6 protein-coding genes are annotated in these 17,664 nt (G+C 41.8%); 5 read left to right on the top strand and 1 reads right to left on the bottom strand.

Annotated elements, in window-relative coordinates:
* The 3 genes from P0R33_RS18775 (at nt 1) to P0R33_RS18785 (ending at nt 13,327) form a co-directional block, all read left to right on the top strand.
* The gene (locus tag P0R33_RS18775) at nt 1–10,383 is read left to right on the top strand and encodes a tandem-95 repeat protein (protein ID WP_276172696.1); all 10,383 of its coding nucleotides are present in this window, start codon (nt 1–3) and stop codon (nt 10,381–10,383) included.
* A 62-nt stretch (nt 10,384–10,445) separates the two neighbouring features.
* Nucleotides 10,446–11,357: a type IX secretion system membrane protein PorP/SprF gene (locus tag P0R33_RS18780; RefSeq protein ID WP_276172697.1), complete on the top strand. Its 912-nt coding sequence runs from the start codon at nt 10,446–10,448 to the stop codon at nt 11,355–11,357.
* A gap of 2 nt (nt 11,358–11,359) precedes the next feature.
* Nucleotides 11,360–13,327 (top strand): OmpA family protein, encoded by a 1,968-nt coding sequence (locus P0R33_RS18785; RefSeq protein WP_276172698.1) that lies wholly within the window; start codon nt 11,360–11,362, stop codon nt 13,325–13,327.
* A gap of 128 nt (nt 13,328–13,455) precedes the next feature.
* Here the strand turns inward: P0R33_RS18785 and P0R33_RS18790 are convergent, their stop codons facing one another.
* Nucleotides 13,456–14,535 (bottom strand): DUF1254 domain-containing protein, encoded by a 1,080-nt coding sequence (locus P0R33_RS18790; protein WP_276172700.1) that lies wholly within the window; start codon nt 14,533–14,535, stop codon nt 13,456–13,458.
* Between the two features lie 429 nt (nt 14,536–14,964).
* Here P0R33_RS18790 and P0R33_RS18795 point away from each other — a divergent pair, with 429 nt between their 5' ends.
* Both P0R33_RS18795 and P0R33_RS18800 read left to right on the top strand, forming a co-directional pair.
* On the top strand, nt 14,965–15,540 hold the full coding sequence (locus P0R33_RS18795) for a hypothetical protein (protein ID WP_276172701.1): 576 nt from the start codon (nt 14,965–14,967) through the stop codon (nt 15,538–15,540).
* Nucleotides 15,541–15,543: 3 nt separating this feature from the next.
* Nucleotides 15,544–17,661, top strand: a complete 2,118-nt coding sequence (locus P0R33_RS18800; protein ID WP_276172702.1) for a cation:proton antiporter — start codon at nt 15,544–15,546, stop codon at nt 17,659–17,661.
* Nucleotides 17,662–17,664: the final 3 nt, after the last annotated feature.

Raw genomic sequence — 17,664 nt, forward strand, 5'->3', positions numbered from 1 at the left:
ATGATAAAAAACTACTTTAATTTTAATAGCATACTCAATGTAAAAAAGGCAATTGCTTTATTTTTTGTTTTTTTTATATTTAGTCAGGTATCTAATGCACAATGTGCGATTCCTGTCCAAGGATGTTCTGGTACCAATTTATCTAATTTTGGTGCCGATTCTAATAACGATGCATCATCAATAGAATACGATAATTTTGTATCAAGTTTTCATAGTACTATTGTAAGAACTTCAGATGGCTCTCTTCAAGTTTGGGGAGAGAAAATGGATAATGACGGAACATCCAGTTTACTAACATCACGAACAATAAACCGAACGAATTTCCCTGCATTAAGTGCTGGAGCTACAGTACTAAAAGGAGCATTGGGGAGCAGCTCTTCAACTTATACTCAAGGAATAGTTTTGGCTACAGACGGATTGTATGCATGGGGTACAATGGGTGGAGTTTTAGCCACCAGTCTTACTACCAGTACAACATTTCAGAAAATCACAATTGCTGGAAATGCTACAGGATTACCAACAGGCGTAAATCCAAGTGATGTGAAAATGATGTTTGCAACCTATAGAACATTAGCTATCACGACTTGTAGTGGCGATGTATGGGTTATTTCTCAAACTGCAAATGTTAGAGGAAATGGAGCTTCAGGTGATTCTTTAAATTGGTACCGAGTAACTACGACAGAGAATGGTAATCCATTTTTGACCAACGTTGTTGCTTGTAGAGGAAGTAATAACTCTTTGATGGCTTTGAAATCAGATGGTACAGTATATGTTTGGGGAAATAGTGTTTATTTAGGTGATAATAATCCCAGCGGCAATCAGACTAGAGCTGCACGAATGACGCTTCCTGCTTCGATAACTCCAAAAATGATTGGTTCAACAGGAGCAGACGGTGCAAAATCTTATTATGTCTTAGCAACTAATGGTAATTTGTATGGTTTAGGAAGAAATGCAGAGAAACAGTTAGGTGATTGGGATACAGCAAACAGATCATTTTGGGTACAGCCAAGATACAATTCTTCAGGCGGTCCTGTCATGAATAATATTAAATGGTTTAGTGTACAAGAACATGATACTGGATATGGCGCTGTGAATGTCATAAATAATAGTTATAATCTATATGCTTTCGGGCAAAATAATAGGAGTTTAATTGGGGGCGGAAGTACTAACGAGACTGTAGATCCTATGATGCCCGCAGGTGTATCTGCATCTGATAAAATTTTAGCTGTGGAAACTGGAGGACATACTTCGATGATTGTTAAAGCCTGTGAATCAAGATTTGGTTATGTTGGCCACAGGGTTAATGGTAGTATGGGAAATAATTCAACAGATAACACAAATGTGACCTCATATAATTTTACTACTGCTAATGTACAGATTTGCGGAGCAGAATCAAATCCAGTTATTCAGCCAATTTCATTAGGAGGAGGACCAGATTCTAAATATTGTATAGATGATCCGGTTTTATTAAATCCTACTCCTGCTGGAGGAACATTAACTCTTGTAAGTGGTCCAGGAACTTTAAATGGAAACACTTTAAGTTTTACAGGAGTAGGTACTGTTCAAGTTCGATATACAGTTACTACTTCGTGTGGAGGAACTACAGTAACCGACAGGAATTTTGAAGGAGCACTTTGTCCTACTGATCTTCAAATTTCAAAAGTAGCAGATAATACATCTCCAAGTGTTGGAAATAATGTCGTATTTACCGTTACTGCTAAAAATAATGGGCCTTACAAAGCGACTGGTGTTTCTATAAGTGATGCGCTTCCATCAGGATATACTTTTGTTAGTGCTGTGCCTTCGGTAGGTACGTGGTCGGCACCAACATGGACGGTAGGATCTCTTGCAAATGGAGCATCGGCTACTTTAGCAGTTACTGCGACGGTAAATGCTACAGGATCTTATGCTAATACAGCCAGTATTACAGGAAATAATCCTGATAATACCACAACTAATAATTCGGCTACAGCAACTCCGGTTGTTCAAGCAAATCTTTCGGTAACCAAATCGGTAAATAACACGACTCCTAATGTTGGAAATCAAGTTACTTTTACAATTACAGCTTCTAATGCAGGACCTAGTGCTGCAACAGGAGTAAAAGTTACTGATAATCTTCCAGCTGGATATACTTTTGTTAGCGCAACACCTTCTACAGGTACATGGTCAGCGCCAGATTGGACTATTGGTAATCTTGCTAATGGAGCAAGTACCACTCTTACAATAAGTGCTACCGTGAATGCATCTGGTTCTTACACCAATACAGCAACTATTTCAGGTCAGCAGACGGATCCGACTCCAGGAAATAATTCTGGATCGGCTACTCCAACTGTTAATCAGCCTCCGACGGCGAGCAATGTGACCAATGCTGCGATCGCCTCAACGGCATCTGCGACATCGATCAGCGCGCTTTCGGCATCGGATACCGACGGTACGATCGCTTCGTTCACCGTTGTGGCGCTTCCTTCAACCGGAACTTTGGCATTGAGCGGAAACCCTGTTACGGCAGGCCAGACGCTTACCCCGACTCAGGCGGGACAGCTGACTTATGCTCCAAGCGGGACATTCACGGGCAATGCAAGCTTCACCTTCAGGGCGACTGACAACTCGGGGGCGGCTTCCAATACGGCTACCTTCACGATACCGGTTTCAAACAACCCTCCGACGGCAAGCAATGTGACCAATGCCGCGATCGCCTCAACGGCATCGGCTACATCGATCAGCGCGCTTTCGGCATCGGATACCGACGGTACGATCGCTTCGTTCACCGTTGTGGCGCTTCCTTCAACCGGAACTTTGGCATTGAGCGGAAACCCTGTTACGGCAGGCCAGACGCTTACCCCGACTCAGGCGGGACAGCTGACTTATGCTCCAAGCGGGACATTCACGGGCAATGCAAGCTTCACCTTCAGGGCGACTGACAACTCCGGGGCGGCTTCCAATACGGCTACCTTCACGATACCGGTTTCAAACAACCCTCCGACGGCGAGCAATGTGACCAATGCCGCGATCGCCTCAACGGCATCGGCTACATCGATCAGCGCGCTTTCGGCATCGGATACCGACGGTACGATCGCTTCATATACGGTTGTTGCGCTTCCTTCAACCGGAACTTTGGCATTGAGCGGAAACCCTGTTACGGCAGGCCAGACGCTTACCCCGACTCAGGCGGGACAGCTGACCTATGCTCCAAGCGGGACATTCACGGGCAATGCAAGCTTCACCTTCAGGGCGACTGACAACTCCGGGGCGGCTTCCAATACGGCTACCTTCACGATACCGGTTTCAAACAACCCTCCGACGGCAAGCAATGTGACCAATGCCGCGATCGCCTCAACGGCATCTGCGACATCGATCAGCGCGCTTTCGGCATCGGATACCGACGGTACGATCGCTTCATATACGGTTGTTGCTCTTCCTTCAACCGGAACTTTGGCATTGAGCGGAAACCCTGTTACGGCAGGCCAGACGCTTACCCCGACTCAGGCGGGACAGCTGACCTATGCTCCAAGCGGGACATTCACGGGCAATGCAAGCTTCACCTTCAGGGCGACTGACAACTCCGGGGCGGCTTCCAATACGGCTACCTTCACGATACCGGTTTCAAACAACCCTCCGACGGCGAGCAATGTGACCAATGCCGCGATCGCCTCAACGGCATCTGCGACATCGATCAGCGCGCTTTCGGCATCGGATACCGACGGTACGATCGCTTCATATACGGTTGTTGCTCTTCCTTCAACCGGAACTTTGGCATTGAGCGGAAACCCTGTTACGGCAGGCCAGACGCTTACCCCGACTCAGGCGGGACAGCTGACCTATGCTCCAAGCGGGACATTCACGGGCAATGCAAGCTTCACCTTCAGGGCGACTGACAACTCCGGGGCGGCTTCCAATACGGCTACCTTCACGATACCGGTTTCAAACAACCCTCCGACGGCAAGCAATGTGACCAATGCCGCGATCGCCTCAACGGCATCTGCGACATCGATCAGCGCGCTTTCGGCATCGGATACCGACGGTACGATCGCTTCATATACGGTTGTTGCTCTTCCTTCAACCGGAACTTTGGCATTGAGCGGAAACCCTGTTACGGCAGGCCAGACGCTTACCCCGACTCAGGCGGGACAGCTGACCTATGCTCCAAGCGGGACATTCACGGGCAATGCAAGCTTCACCTTCAGGGCGACTGACAACTCCGGGGCGGCTTCCAATACGGCTACCTTCACGATACCGGTTTCAAACAACCCTCCGACGGCGAGCAATGTGACCAATGCCGCGATCGCCTCAACGGCATCTGCGACATCGATCAGCGCGCTTTCGGCATCGGATACCGACGGTACGATCGCTTCATATACGGTTGTTGCTCTTCCTTCAACCGGAACTTTGGCATTGAGCGGAAACCCTGTTACGGCAGGCCAGACGCTTACCCCGACTCAGGCGGGACAGCTGACTTATGCTCCAAGCGGGACATTCACGGGCAATGCAAGCTTCACCTTCAGGGCGACTGACAACTCCGGGGCGGCTTCCAATACGGCTACCTTCACGATACCGGTTTCAAACAACCCTCCGACGGCAAGCAATGTGACCAATGCCGCGATCGCCTCAACGGCATCGGCTACATCGATCAGCGCGCTTTCGGCATCGGATACCGACGGTACGATCGCTTCATATACGGTTGTTGCGCTTCCTTCAACCGGAACTTTGGCATTGAGCGGAAACCCTGTTACGGCAGGCCAGACGCTTACCCCGACTCAGGCGGGACAGCTGACCTATGCTCCAAGCGGGACATTCACGGGCAATGCAAGCTTCACCTTCAGGGCGACTGACAACTCCGGGGCGGCTTCCAATACGGCTACCTTCACGATACCGGTTTCAAACAACCCTCCGACGGCAAGCAATGTGACCAATGCCGCGATCGCCTCAACGGCATCGGCTACATCGATCAGCGCGCTTTCGGCATCGGATACCGACGGTACGATCGCTTCGTTCACCGTTGTGGCGCTTCCTTCAACCGGAACTTTGGCATTGAGCGGAAACCCTGTTACGGCAGGCCAGACGCTTACCCCGACTCAGGCGGGACAGCTGACTTATGCTCCAAGCGGGACATTCACGGGCAATGCAAGCTTCACCTTCAGGGCTACGGACAACTCGGGGGCGGCTTCCAATACGGCTACCTTCACGATACCGGTTTCAAACAACCCTCCGACGGCGAGCAATGTGACCAATGCCGCGATCGCCTCAACGGCATCTGCGACATCGATCAGCGCGCTTTCGGCATCGGATACCGACGGTACGATCGCTTCATATACGGTTGTTGCTCTTCCTTCAACCGGAACTTTGGCATTGAGCGGAAACCCTGTTACGGCAGGCCAGACGCTTACCCCGACTCAGGCGGGACAGCTGACTTATGCTCCAAGCGGGACATTCACGGGCAATGCAAGCTTCACCTTCAGGGCGACTGACAACTCCGGGGCGGCTTCCAATACGGCTACCTTCACGATACCGGTTTCAAACAACCCTCCGACGGCAAGCAATGTGACCAATGCCGCGATCGCCTCAACGGCATCTGCGACATCGATCAGCGCGCTTTCGGCATCGGATACCGACGGTACGATCGCTTCGTTCACCGTTGTGGCGCTTCCTTCAACCGGAACTTTGGCATTGAGCGGAAACCCTGTTACGGCAGGCCAGACGCTTACCCCGACTCAGGCGGGACAGCTGACCTATGCTCCAAGCGGGACATTCACGGGCAATGCAAGCTTCACCTTCAGGGCGACTGACAACTCCGGGGCGGCTTCCAATACGGCTACCTTCACGATACCGGTTTCAAACAACCCTCCGACGGCGAGCAATGTGACCAATGCCGCGATCGCCTCAACGGCATCTGCGACATCGATCAGCGCGCTTTCGGCATCGGATACCGACGGTACGATCGCTTCGTTCACCGTTGTGGCGCTTCCTTCAACCGGAACTTTGGCATTGAGCGGAAACCCTGTTACGGCAGGCCAGACGCTTACCCCGACTCAGGCGGGACAGCTGACTTATGCTCCAAGCGGGACATTCACGGGCAATGCAAGCTTCACCTTCAGGGCGACTGACAACTCGGGGGCGGCTTCCAATACGGCTACCTTCACGATACCGGTTTCAAACAACCCTCCGACGGCAAGCAATGTGACCAATGCCGCGATCGCCTCAACGGCATCGGCTACATCGATCAGCGCGCTTTCGGCATCAGATACCGACGGAACGATCGCTTCTTATACAGTTGTAACATTACCGTCACACGGAACTTTAGCGCTGAACGGAACGGCTGTAACGGCAGGACAGGTGCTTACGCCTGCACAGGCTGGACAGCTTACTTACGCTCCAAGCGGAACATTTACGGGTGATGATAATTTCACTTTCACGGCTACCGATAATAGCGGAGCTTCGGATGCAACGCCAGCGACGGTAACGATTCCTGTTGGCAATAACGCGCCGACGGCAAATGCAGCTGTCAATACGGCTGTGATACCGTCAACAGCTTCAGCTACGGCAATTGATTCCTTAACGGCATCGGATACCGACGGAACAATTGCTTCTTATACAGTTGTAACATTACCGTCACACGGAACTTTAGCGCTGAACGGAACGGCTGTAACGGCAGGACAGGTGCTTACGCCTGCCCAGGCGGGACAGCTTACTTACGCTCCAAGCGGAACATTTACGGGTGATGATAATTTCACTTTCACGGCTACCGATAATAGCGGAGCTTCGGATGCAACGCCAGCGACGGTAACGATTCCTGTTGGCAATAACGCGCCGACTGCAAATGCAGCTGTTAATACGGCTGTGATACCGTCAACAGCTTCAGCTACGGCAATTGATTCCTTAACGGCATCAGATACCGACGGGACGATCGCTTCTTATACAGTTGTGACATTACCGTCACACGGAACTTTAGCGCTGAACGGAACGGCTGTAACAGCAGGACAGGTGCTTACGCCTGCCCAGGCGGGACAGCTTACTTATGCTCCAAGCGGAACATTTACGGGTGATGATAATTTCACTTTCACGGCTACCGATAATAGCGGAGCTTCGGATGCAACGCCTGCGACGGTAACGATTCCTGTTGGCAATAACGCGCCGACTGCAAATGCAGCTGTTAATACGGCTGTGATACCGTCAACAGCTTCAGCTACGGCAATTGATTCCTTAACGGCATCAGATACCGACGGGACGATCGCTTCTTATACAGTTGTAACATTACCGTCACACGGAACTTTAGCGCTGAACGGAACGGCTGTAACGGCAGGACAAGTTCTTACGCCTGTCCAAACGGGACAGCTTACTTACGCTCCAAGCGGAACATTTACGGGTGACGATAATTTCACTTTCACGGCTACCGATAATAGCGGAGCTTCGGATGCAACGCCTGCGACGGTAACGATTCCTGTTGGCAATAACGCGCCGACTGCAAATGCAGCTGTTAATACGGCTGTGATACCGTCAACAGCTTCAGCTACGGCAATTGATTCCTTAACGGCATCAGATACCGACGGGACGATCGCTTCTTATACAGTTGTAACATTACCGTCACACGGAACTTTAGCGCTGAACGGAACGGCTGTAACGGCAGGACAAGTTCTTACGCCTGTCCAAACGGGACAGCTTACTTACGCTCCAAGCGGAACATTTACGGGTGATGATAATTTCACTTTCACGGCTACCGATAATAGCGGAGCTTCGGATGCAACGCCAGCGACGGTAACGATTCCTGTTGGCAATAACGCGCCGACTGCAAATGCAGCTGTTAATACGGCTGTGATACCATCAACAGCTTCAGCTACGGCAATTGATTCCTTAACGGCATCAGATACCGACGGGACGATCGCTTCTTATACAGTTGTAACATTACCGTCACACGGAACTTTAGGGCTGAACGGAACGGCTGTAACGGCAGGACAGGTGCTTACGCCTGCACAGGCTGGACAGCTTACTTACGCTCCAAGCGGAACATTTACGGGTGATGATAATTTCACTTTCACGGCTACCGATAATAGCGGAGCTTCGGATGCAACGCCTGCGACGGTAACGATTCCTGTTGGCAATAACGCGCCGACTGCAAATGCAGCTGTTAATACGGCTGTGATACCGTCAACAGCTTCAGCTACGGCAATTGATTCCTTAACGGCATCAGATACAGACGGAACAATTGCTTCTTACACAGTTGTTACATTACCGTCACACGGAACTTTAGCGCTGAACGGAACGGCTGTAACGGCAGGACAAGTTCTTACGCCTGCCCAGGCTGGACAGCTTACTTACGCTCCAAGCGGAACATTTACGGGTGATGATAATTTCACTTTTACTGCAACTGACAACATCGGAGCGGTATCGGCATCAGTAGTGTTTACCATCACGGTTGGCAACAATGCTCCAATTGCAAACGATGATACAAATGCGGCAATTCCTTCTAGTGCAGGAGCAACGGCAATAAAAGCTCTGACTGCAAGTGATACAGACGGAACGATTGTTTCTTATACAATTGTAACATTACCGTTACACGGAACTTTAGCGCTGAACGGAACGGCTGTAACCGCAGGACAGGTTTTTGCGCCTGCACAGGCAGGACAGCTTACTTACGCTCCTAACGGTTCATTCTCAGGAAATGATAACTTTACTTTCACAGCTACCGATAACAGCGGTGCTGTAGATGCAATGCCTGCAACGATTACGATTCCTGTTGATAAGAGAACACTTATCGCGGTTAAGGATGAAATCGGTTCTGTAGTAGGTATCAATGAAATAGTTAAAGTAATTAATGTTTTAACTAATGATAAATTAGATAATAATCCTTTATCGATTAATGATGTTAATCTGAATGTCTTGACTCCAGATCCAAATAATGTATTAACGTTGAAGTCTGATGGAACAGTAGAGTTAGTTCCGAATGCTCCAGCGGGAACTTATACATTAACTTATGAAATCTGCGAAAAAGCGAATTCAGGAAACTGTACTTCAACTTCAGTCACAGTAACTGTTGTTGCTCCAACAATGACCATTACTGCAGAAAGTTACTGTTTGAATAATGCTCCGTATGTTTCATACAGCGTTAAAGCGGATAATTTTACTCCAACTGGTTTATTAACCATTAATTGGATTGACAGTGCAAACCGTATTGTAGCAACACAGACAGGAATGCCTTTAAGTGGTAATGTGTTGTGGCCAGGTGCGACAGTAGATGTAAACAATCTACCTACTGACTGGCCAGGATGGGTATTGACTAACGGACAATGGATAGAAGCTAATGATGGATTTGAATTAACAAGACCGGCAGTTACGATGCAGTTTACACTGAATCCTACTCAATCTGTTATTGTAAATTACCCTTCAGCTGTATCTGGATGTAATGCTAAACCTCAATTTGGAATCGAAGCAGGAAACGATAATAATGTTACTAATGCAGACGGAATTAACGGTTCATTAGAAGTTATCAATGTCTTAAATAATGACAAATTAAATGGTTTACCAGTTAACCCAGTTGATGTTATTTTGACAGGAGATAAATTCCCTCAAGGAATTACGTTAAATCAGGATGGAACAATTGATGTTGCTCCTGGAACAAAAGGCGGTGATTATACTTTGACGTACCAGATTTGCGAAAAAGCAAATCCAAACAACTGCAGTACGGCTACTGTACGCATTTTTGTAGAAACACCATCTGTATCTCTGATTATGAAAGTGACATTGAATGACGAAAATGGAAATGGCAATGTAGAAGCAGGAGAAACGTTAACTTACACTTTTACAGTTACCAATACTGGAAATATTGCTTTAAACAATTTGACAATTTCTGATCTTCTTCCTGGTATTGTAATTACAGGAGGACCAATATCATTAGGTGTCGGACAAAGCGATAGTCTAACATTTACAGGAACCTATACTTTGACTCAGGCAGACATTAATGCAGGATCTGTAACCAATCAGGCATCAGTTTCAGGAAATACACAAAGTGGTATAGTGGTAACAGATGTGTCAGATTCTGAAAATGTAAACGGTGATAATCCAACTGTGATTGAACTAATAAACGGTTGTAGTATAAAAATCTATAATGCTGTTTCTTTAAACGGAGATAAATTTAATGAAAGGTTCTACATACGAGGAATCGAATGCTATCCAGAAAACACAGTTCAGATTTATAACCGTTGGGGAATTCTGGTATTCGAAAGAGATCATTACAATAATAATGATGTAGTGTTTAAAGGATACTCTGAAGGAAGAACAACTGTTAAAGAATCAAACGGACTTCCTGAAGGAACATATTATTATATTTTAAGATATAAGGATAATGCTTCTAAGCCAAAACAGGAAGCAGGATATCTATACCTGACTAGATAATATTTCCATATTAATAAAAATGGCTTAGCCATAGGTTAAGCCATTATTTTAAAAATATATAAATGAAAAAATTAGCTTTATTATTATTGTTTTGTTCCGCTGCAGTTTTTGCACAGCAGGATGCGCAGTATACGCAATATATGCACAATACCATCAATATAAATCCTGCATATGCTGGTTCAAGAGGTGTTGTAAGTGTTTTTGGATTATACAGAACACAGTGGGTAGGACTGGATGGTGCGCCAGAAACAAGTACTTTATCAGTAAATACGCCTTTAAATAACAGTAGATTAGGATTGGGTTTTTCTTTGGTTAATGATAAAATTGGACCTACAAATGAAAATGATTTTTCAGTAGATCTGTCTTATTCGATTCAGACATCGGCAGAAGCCAAATTGTCATTTGGTATCAAAGGATCAGGTAATCTTTTTAATCTGGATCCGAACAAATTGAGAATGGAAAATGAAGGAGATCCGCAGTTTGCAAATTTTAGAAATAAGTTTACTCCAAACGTTGGAGCAGGGGTTTACTACCATTCAGACAAAGGATATGTCGGTTTGTCTGTTCCAAATTTCATTCAGACCAATCGTTACGATGATAATGATTATGCTATTTATAAAGAGCAGATTAATTATTATTTAATTGCAGGATATGTTTTTAACCTGGACCATTACGAAATGATCAAATTTAAACCAGCAGCGATGGTTAAGATGGTAGAAGGTTCACCTTTACAAGTAGATGTGTCAGGAAACTTTATGTTTAATGATAAGTTTGTTTTAGGAGTTTCGTACAGATGGAGTGCCGCTTTAAGTGCAATGGCTGGATTTCAGATTAACAAAAGTATGTACATCGGATATGCTTATGACCGTGAAACAACAAAGCTGAATAATTATAACTCAGGTTCTCACGAGATCTTCCTGCGTTTTGAGTTTATGAAAGGTTATAACCGAATTACATCACCAAGATTTTTCTAATTATGAAACTTAAGAGAATACTATACGCTGTTTTTCTGTCTTTTTTCTTTTTTAATGCAATGGCGCAAAAAGCACTGCTGGATCAAGCGGAAAAAGAATATAATAATTACGCTTACGCTGATGCGATTGCAATTTATGAAAAGCTAGCTTCAAAAGGTCTGGAAGATGAAAAGATGTTTCAGAGATTGGGTAATGCTTATTATTTTAATGCCGAACTGACTAAAGCTTCCGCTTGGTATGACAAACTTTTTAAATTAAATTCAAAACAAGATCCGGAATATTTATACCGATACGCACAATCTTTAAAATCAGCTGGAGATTATGTAAAAGCGGACAAAATACTTGAAGAATTTAATAGAAATAAAAACTCTGATAGTAGAGGAATTTTATTTGATCACAACAGAAATTATCTGGAACAGATTAAAATGAATTCTGGCCGTTTTGAAATTTCTCCTGCCAATGTAAATTCGGAGAATTCAGATTTTGGAAGCGCGTTTCTGAATAACAGTTTAGTGTTTAGTTCTGCAAGGGAAATTAAAAATAAAGAGGGAAAAACTTTTAAATGGAATAATAAAAATTTTACCAATTTATATATTGCTACAATTAAACCTAATGGTGATACGAATAATGCGGTACTATTAAACAAAGAAATTAATTCTAAGTTTAATGAATCTACTCCTGTATTTACAAAAGATGGCAAAACAATGTATTTCACCAGAAATAATTATCTGGATGGAAAACGTGGAAAAGATGATAAAAATATCACATTGCTAAAATTGTATAAAGCTATCTTGGTAGACGGAAATTGGTCTAATATTACTGAACTACCTTTCAATAGTGACCAATATAGCACGGCGCATCCAGCGTTGAGTTTAGACGAAAAGAAATTGTATTTTGCTTCTGATATGCCTGGGACACTTGGGCAGTCTGATTTATATAGTGTAACAATCAATAGTGACGGAACTTTCGGAAAACCTGAAAATCTCGGCGCGGGAATTAATACAGAAGGAAGAGAAACTTTTCCATTTATTTCAGTAGATAATGAATTATATTTTGCTACCGACGGCCGTCCTGGACTAGGTGGTCTTGATATAGTGGTTTCAAAAATTTTAGAAGACGGAACTTTTGATCAAGTTCAGAACATTGGAGAACCAGTAAATACCAAATACGATGATTTCGCTTTCATTATTGACAGTAAGACGCGTAAAGGATATTTTTCTTCAAATAAAAAAGGAGGAATCGGAAGTGATGATATTTATAAATTTACAGAAACTAAAAAATTGGTTTGCGAAAGAAACTTAATAGGAATTATTTCTGATAGTAAAGCTAATGAAGTTATTGAAGGAGCGAATGTAACTTTGCTTGACGAAAACAATCAAGTATTGCAAGTTTTAGAAACTGCAAAAGATGGTGCTTACAGCTTCAAAGTAAACTGCGATAAGAAATATTCAGTTAAGGTCGAAAGAAAGATGTATCCGGTTAAAGTAGCTTCGATTTCAGTTGCATCTGCAATTGATAACAGACTAGATTTTGTTTTGGAAAAAGAAAGAATTGTCGCTTTTGAAATTCCAATTCCAGCTATGAAAACCGTAAAAGTGGGAACTGATTTAGCTAAAACCCTTAATATATCTATGATTTATTTTGATTTAGGAAAATGGAATATTACAGATCAAGCAGCAGTAGAATTAGAGAAAATTTTGGCTGTGATGCAGGAATATCCTAAAATGAAAATTGATATCCGTTCGCATACAGACAGTCGTTCTTCGGCTAAATCTAATATGATTTTGTCAGATAAAAGAGCTAAATCTATTATGGCTTGGCTGACTTCAAAAGGTATTGCTGCAGATCGTTTGAAAGGAACTGGTTATGGAGAAAGCAGATTATTGAACAAATGTAAAGATGGAGTAAAATGTTCAGAAGAAGAGCATCTTAGAAACCGTCGAAGCGAATTCGTAATTTCATCAATGTAAGATTATAATTAATTGCATTAGAAATATTAGTAAGAAGTGCAGAAAGAAAAAGCAGGGATTAAGTCCCTGCTTTTTGATGGTTAAATATTTTATTTAACAATTTGAGTTTTATGAAAAACTTATATTGATTATTTCACTTCTCTAACAGCAGGAAGTTTGTAAGAGCCATTGAGCACTTCTTTTCCGGGTAAATAGACTCGCATTAAAAAATTCCACCCATCCTCGACATCCAGTCTGTTTTTTACATTAGAAGGACAATTTTCTTTAGATCCAAAAAATACAGTAAAGGTTTTATCTGGATTGTATTTTACATTATAGGCATTAATAATATTGTTATTGTCTTTCATGTATCCATCAGCTCCATAAACAGTAATAGACCAAAAGCCTTTGTTTTCTGGAACTTTATAAGTTGCTGTGTAGCATTTACTGCCTGAAAGATTACCGCCATTATAATTAATATATGTTGCGTCTTTATTCGGAAATAAACCCCATGCACCAGCTGCGGCATATTTTCTAGTTTTTTCGTTAACTTTTCCTCGTGGTCCCATCCAATCGTCAGGATAACGGTCATATTTTGCGAATTCGGTGTTGTAAACTTTACTTAACGAATCTCTTGATTTTTCATCCCAGCTATCTTCTGGAAGAGGATTTGAGCTACCAGCTTCAATTATAAATTTATCCTGAAGGCTATTAACTAATTTTACTTCAGCAGGATCTTCAGGATGGAATAACTGGATGCGAACTGCAATAAACATGTATTGAGTATCTGATGGAAGCTTATATTTTCCTGGTTTATAAATCACCTCTGGACAATAATGATCATTATCAAGTACAAGAATAGAAGCATATCTTTTGTCAGGCATCTGTGGAAATACAATTGAAGCGCCTTTGCTAACATCAATAACTGCACCTCCATATAAAACATCTTTATTCATACGCACGACGGTTTGTTTGTCTAGAGGCACCAGATCACGATACCATAAAAATTTATTTACGCCTCCTGCAGCTTTGGAGATTACTTCAAATTCACGATCAGTTTCTGCTCGAATGTAAGTTTCCTCAGTTACAATTTTTTTATTATTTACAGAAGCTGATTTTTCTTGTATAGAATCTTTTACAGTACTTGTATTGTTGCTTTCTTCTTTCTTTTTACAAGAATAAAGAACTAACATAGATAAGATGATGAGTATTCTAATTGTCGATTTCATTGCTTAAATTTTAAATTAATATTGTTTGAAAAATAAAAATTAATGATTAGAACCATTTTTTGTACGGCATATAAAAAACCGCGACAAAATCATTGGTAGGAATCTCAGTCATCACTAGAAAGGGGGGCTTGTCAAATTTCTATATTCATCTGAAAAATGCATATTTTTGGAAACGTACAAGTGTCTATAAATAACCAAAATTGCTTACTATAGTAGTTTTTAGCGTTTCTAAATTAAATATAAAGTTAATAAAGAGATTATATTTATTTTTTGTTTTGTTATGAAATTTACATCTTAAGTAGTTGATTAATAGTTCTGTGTAGATGTTTTTGTTTGACACAAAACTAGAAGTTAAATCTACTTTTTATCAGTTTTTAGCGGGTTAAAAGAATTTTTCTGCTTAACTTGTAGAATCCAAAATCGATTCCTATGACTTTTAAAAGACTTTTATTTCTGATTATTGTACTCATTTTTTGTTCTTGCAGCAATAAAAAAGAACAAGAGCTTACCCTTCGTGAAAACGCACTTTTAGAACGCGAAAAACAATTTGAAGATAAAGAAGCAGAATACGACAAACTGTTAAAAATGAAAGACAGTCTGTTGTCTATTTCTAAAGTAAAAGATACAGTTCCTAAAATTCAAGAATGGCCAGATAGCCTTAAAATTAAATGGAACAGTAAAATGATTTGCCGAGAATCTAATTGCAGTAATTATGTTATTGGCGACCAACGCAACGAGATTTGGGAATTTATATCCGACTCCACTGGAATGTATACCAATGTTGTCAGCAATAATCAAATTAAACGTGTTTTTACAGGACAATATTTAGAAAAAAAAATAGTACTTGATTCCGCAAAAGAAACTTCCTCAAAAAATAAGATAAAAGTTAGCGTAGTGCTGGATGATATTAAAAAAAATATCATCAAAGGCACCCAAACTATTACAGGACAAGATAACTGCACCGCAAAATTTTCAGTTGAACTTACTCCATCTAACAAAAAGTAATTTATGCAACTGAGTATACAACATATAACACTTCCGATTGAAGATCCGCTTTTGAAGTTTCTTATCGAAATTATCATTATTTTATGCATTCCGCTTTTGTTAAATAAGATTAAAGTGCCGCATTTACTCGGGCTTATTATTGCAGGAGCTATTATTGGTCCAAATGGTTTTGGAGTACTTTCAAGAGATAGTAGTGTAGTGGTTACAGGAACTACAGGGCTTTTGTATATTATGTTCTTAGCCGGTCTGGAAATCGATATGGCAGATTTTAAAAAGAACAAATGGAAGAGTATCATTTTTTCGATTTTTACATTTGCCGTCCCATTTACTTTAGGACTTTTTGGCGGATATTATTTGCTTCATTTTTCACTGCTTACATCAATTCTTTTTGCGAGTTTGTTTTCATCACATACTTTAATCGTTTATCCAATGGTAAGCGGTTTAGGAATTGCTAAAAACCTTTCGGTAAATATTACGGTAGGCGGAACGATGATTACAGATGTTCTTTCGCTCTTAGTTTTGGCTGCTATTGTTGGTATGTCACAAGGTGAAGTAGGAACAGCTTTTTGGGTAAAATTATCGGTTTCAATGATCATTTTTACACTAATTGTTCTGCTTATTTTTCCGATTATAGCACGCTGGTTTTTTAAAAATGTAGAAGATAAAATCTCCCAATATCTTTTTGTAATTGTAATGATTTATCTAGCAGCACTTCTTGCTGAACTGGCTGGAATTGAGTCTATCATTGGTGCTTTTTTTGCAGGATTGGCTTTAAATAAATTAATTCCGCATACTTCATCATTAATGAACAGAGTTGAGTTTGTCGGAAATGCCATTTTTATTCCTTTCTTTTTGATAAGTGTTGGAATGCTGATCGATTTTAATGCCTTTATACAAAGTTGGGAAACTTTATGGGTTGCATCAATTATGCTTGTTGCATCAATTGGCGGAAAATATGTTGCCGCCATGCTGACCAAGAAAACGTTTAAACTTACCAACGATGAAGGACAGCTAATTTTTGGAATGAGTTCTGCATCAGCGGCAGCAACTTTGGCTTCTGTTATGGTTGGATATAATATAATTATTGGTGAAAACGATGCAGGAGAACCAATCAGACTTTTAAACGATCACGTACTTAATGGCAGTATTCTTCTTATTCTTGTGTCTTGTACCGTGTCATCGTTTGTTTCTATGGCAAGCGCACAGCGTATCGCACAGGCAGAAAAAGATAATACTGTATCGGGTAATAGTAAAGAAAAAGAAAATATACTTCTTGCGGTTAACCATGAAGCCACTGTAGAAAAAATGGTAAATCTTGGATTAATGGTTAAATCAGCCACAAATAAACAGCTTTATGCCGTAAATGTGATTAACGAAGACGCCAACGAATCTTCTGAAAAAAATGCGGAAAGAATATTAGAAAATGCCATTAAAGCAGCTTCGGCGGCAGATATAGAATTGCATCCGATTACACGCCATGATAATGATACGGCAGGCGGAATAAGTAATGTTATAAAAGAAAAAGACATTACTGATCTTATAGTAGGATTGGAAGGAGGAAAAGGCTTTTCTGCTTCGTTTGTATATAATTTGTACAATGGATATTTGCGAAATAAAAGCATAAATTTAATGGTCTATCACGCTGTTCAGCCAGCAGGGACTATTAAAAGATATCTAGTTTTTATTCCAGCTGAAGCTGAAATGGATGCAGGATTTTTTCACTCTATGTTAAGAATATGGAATATTGGTCGTAATTCGGGCGCTAAAATGAGTTTTTACGGAAAAGATAAAACGCTGAACATTTTAAAAAGAATAGCTAAAAAAGCTTCTATTGAAGCAACATTTGATGTTTTCTTAAATTGGGAAGATGCAGAAAAAACTGCGCTTGATATTGAAGAAAATGAAGGATTGATTATTATGATGGGAGATAGAGGAATGCATTCGTATTTTTCTCGAATGAGGGATATTCCAGATTTGTTAAACGAGAGATTCAATGATAATAACTATATGCTTATTTACCCTTTTTCTAAAACTCCTGCAAATAATACAGAAAAGAGATCTGTCAGTAGTCACGATGATTTTGCCGAAATAGGAAAAGCGATTAGAAGTATATTTAAATAATAT

The sequence above is a fragment of the Flavobacterium sp. YJ01 genome, from assembly GCF_029320955.1.
Taxonomy (GTDB): domain Bacteria; phylum Bacteroidota; class Bacteroidia; order Flavobacteriales; family Flavobacteriaceae; genus Flavobacterium.

Bases quoted from the DNA above. Each gene is read 5' to 3' on its own strand.
- P0R33_RS18785 (WP_276172698.1), top strand. From the start codon at position 11,360: ATGAAACTTAAGAGAATACTATACGCTGTTTTTCTGTCTTTTTTCTTT.
- P0R33_RS18775 (WP_276172696.1), top strand. From the start codon at position 1: ATGATAAAAAACTACTTTAATTTTAATAGCATACTCAATGTAAAAAAG.
- P0R33_RS18800 (WP_276172702.1), top strand. From the start codon at position 15,544: ATGCAACTGAGTATACAACATATAACACTTCCGATTGAAGATCCGCTT.
- P0R33_RS18790 (WP_276172700.1), bottom strand. From the start codon at position 14,535: ATGAAATCGACAATTAGAATACTCATCATCTTATCTATGTTAGTTCTT.
- P0R33_RS18795 (WP_276172701.1), top strand. From the start codon at position 14,965: ATGACTTTTAAAAGACTTTTATTTCTGATTATTGTACTCATTTTTTGT.
- P0R33_RS18780 (WP_276172697.1), top strand. From the start codon at position 10,446: ATGAAAAAATTAGCTTTATTATTATTGTTTTGTTCCGCTGCAGTTTTT.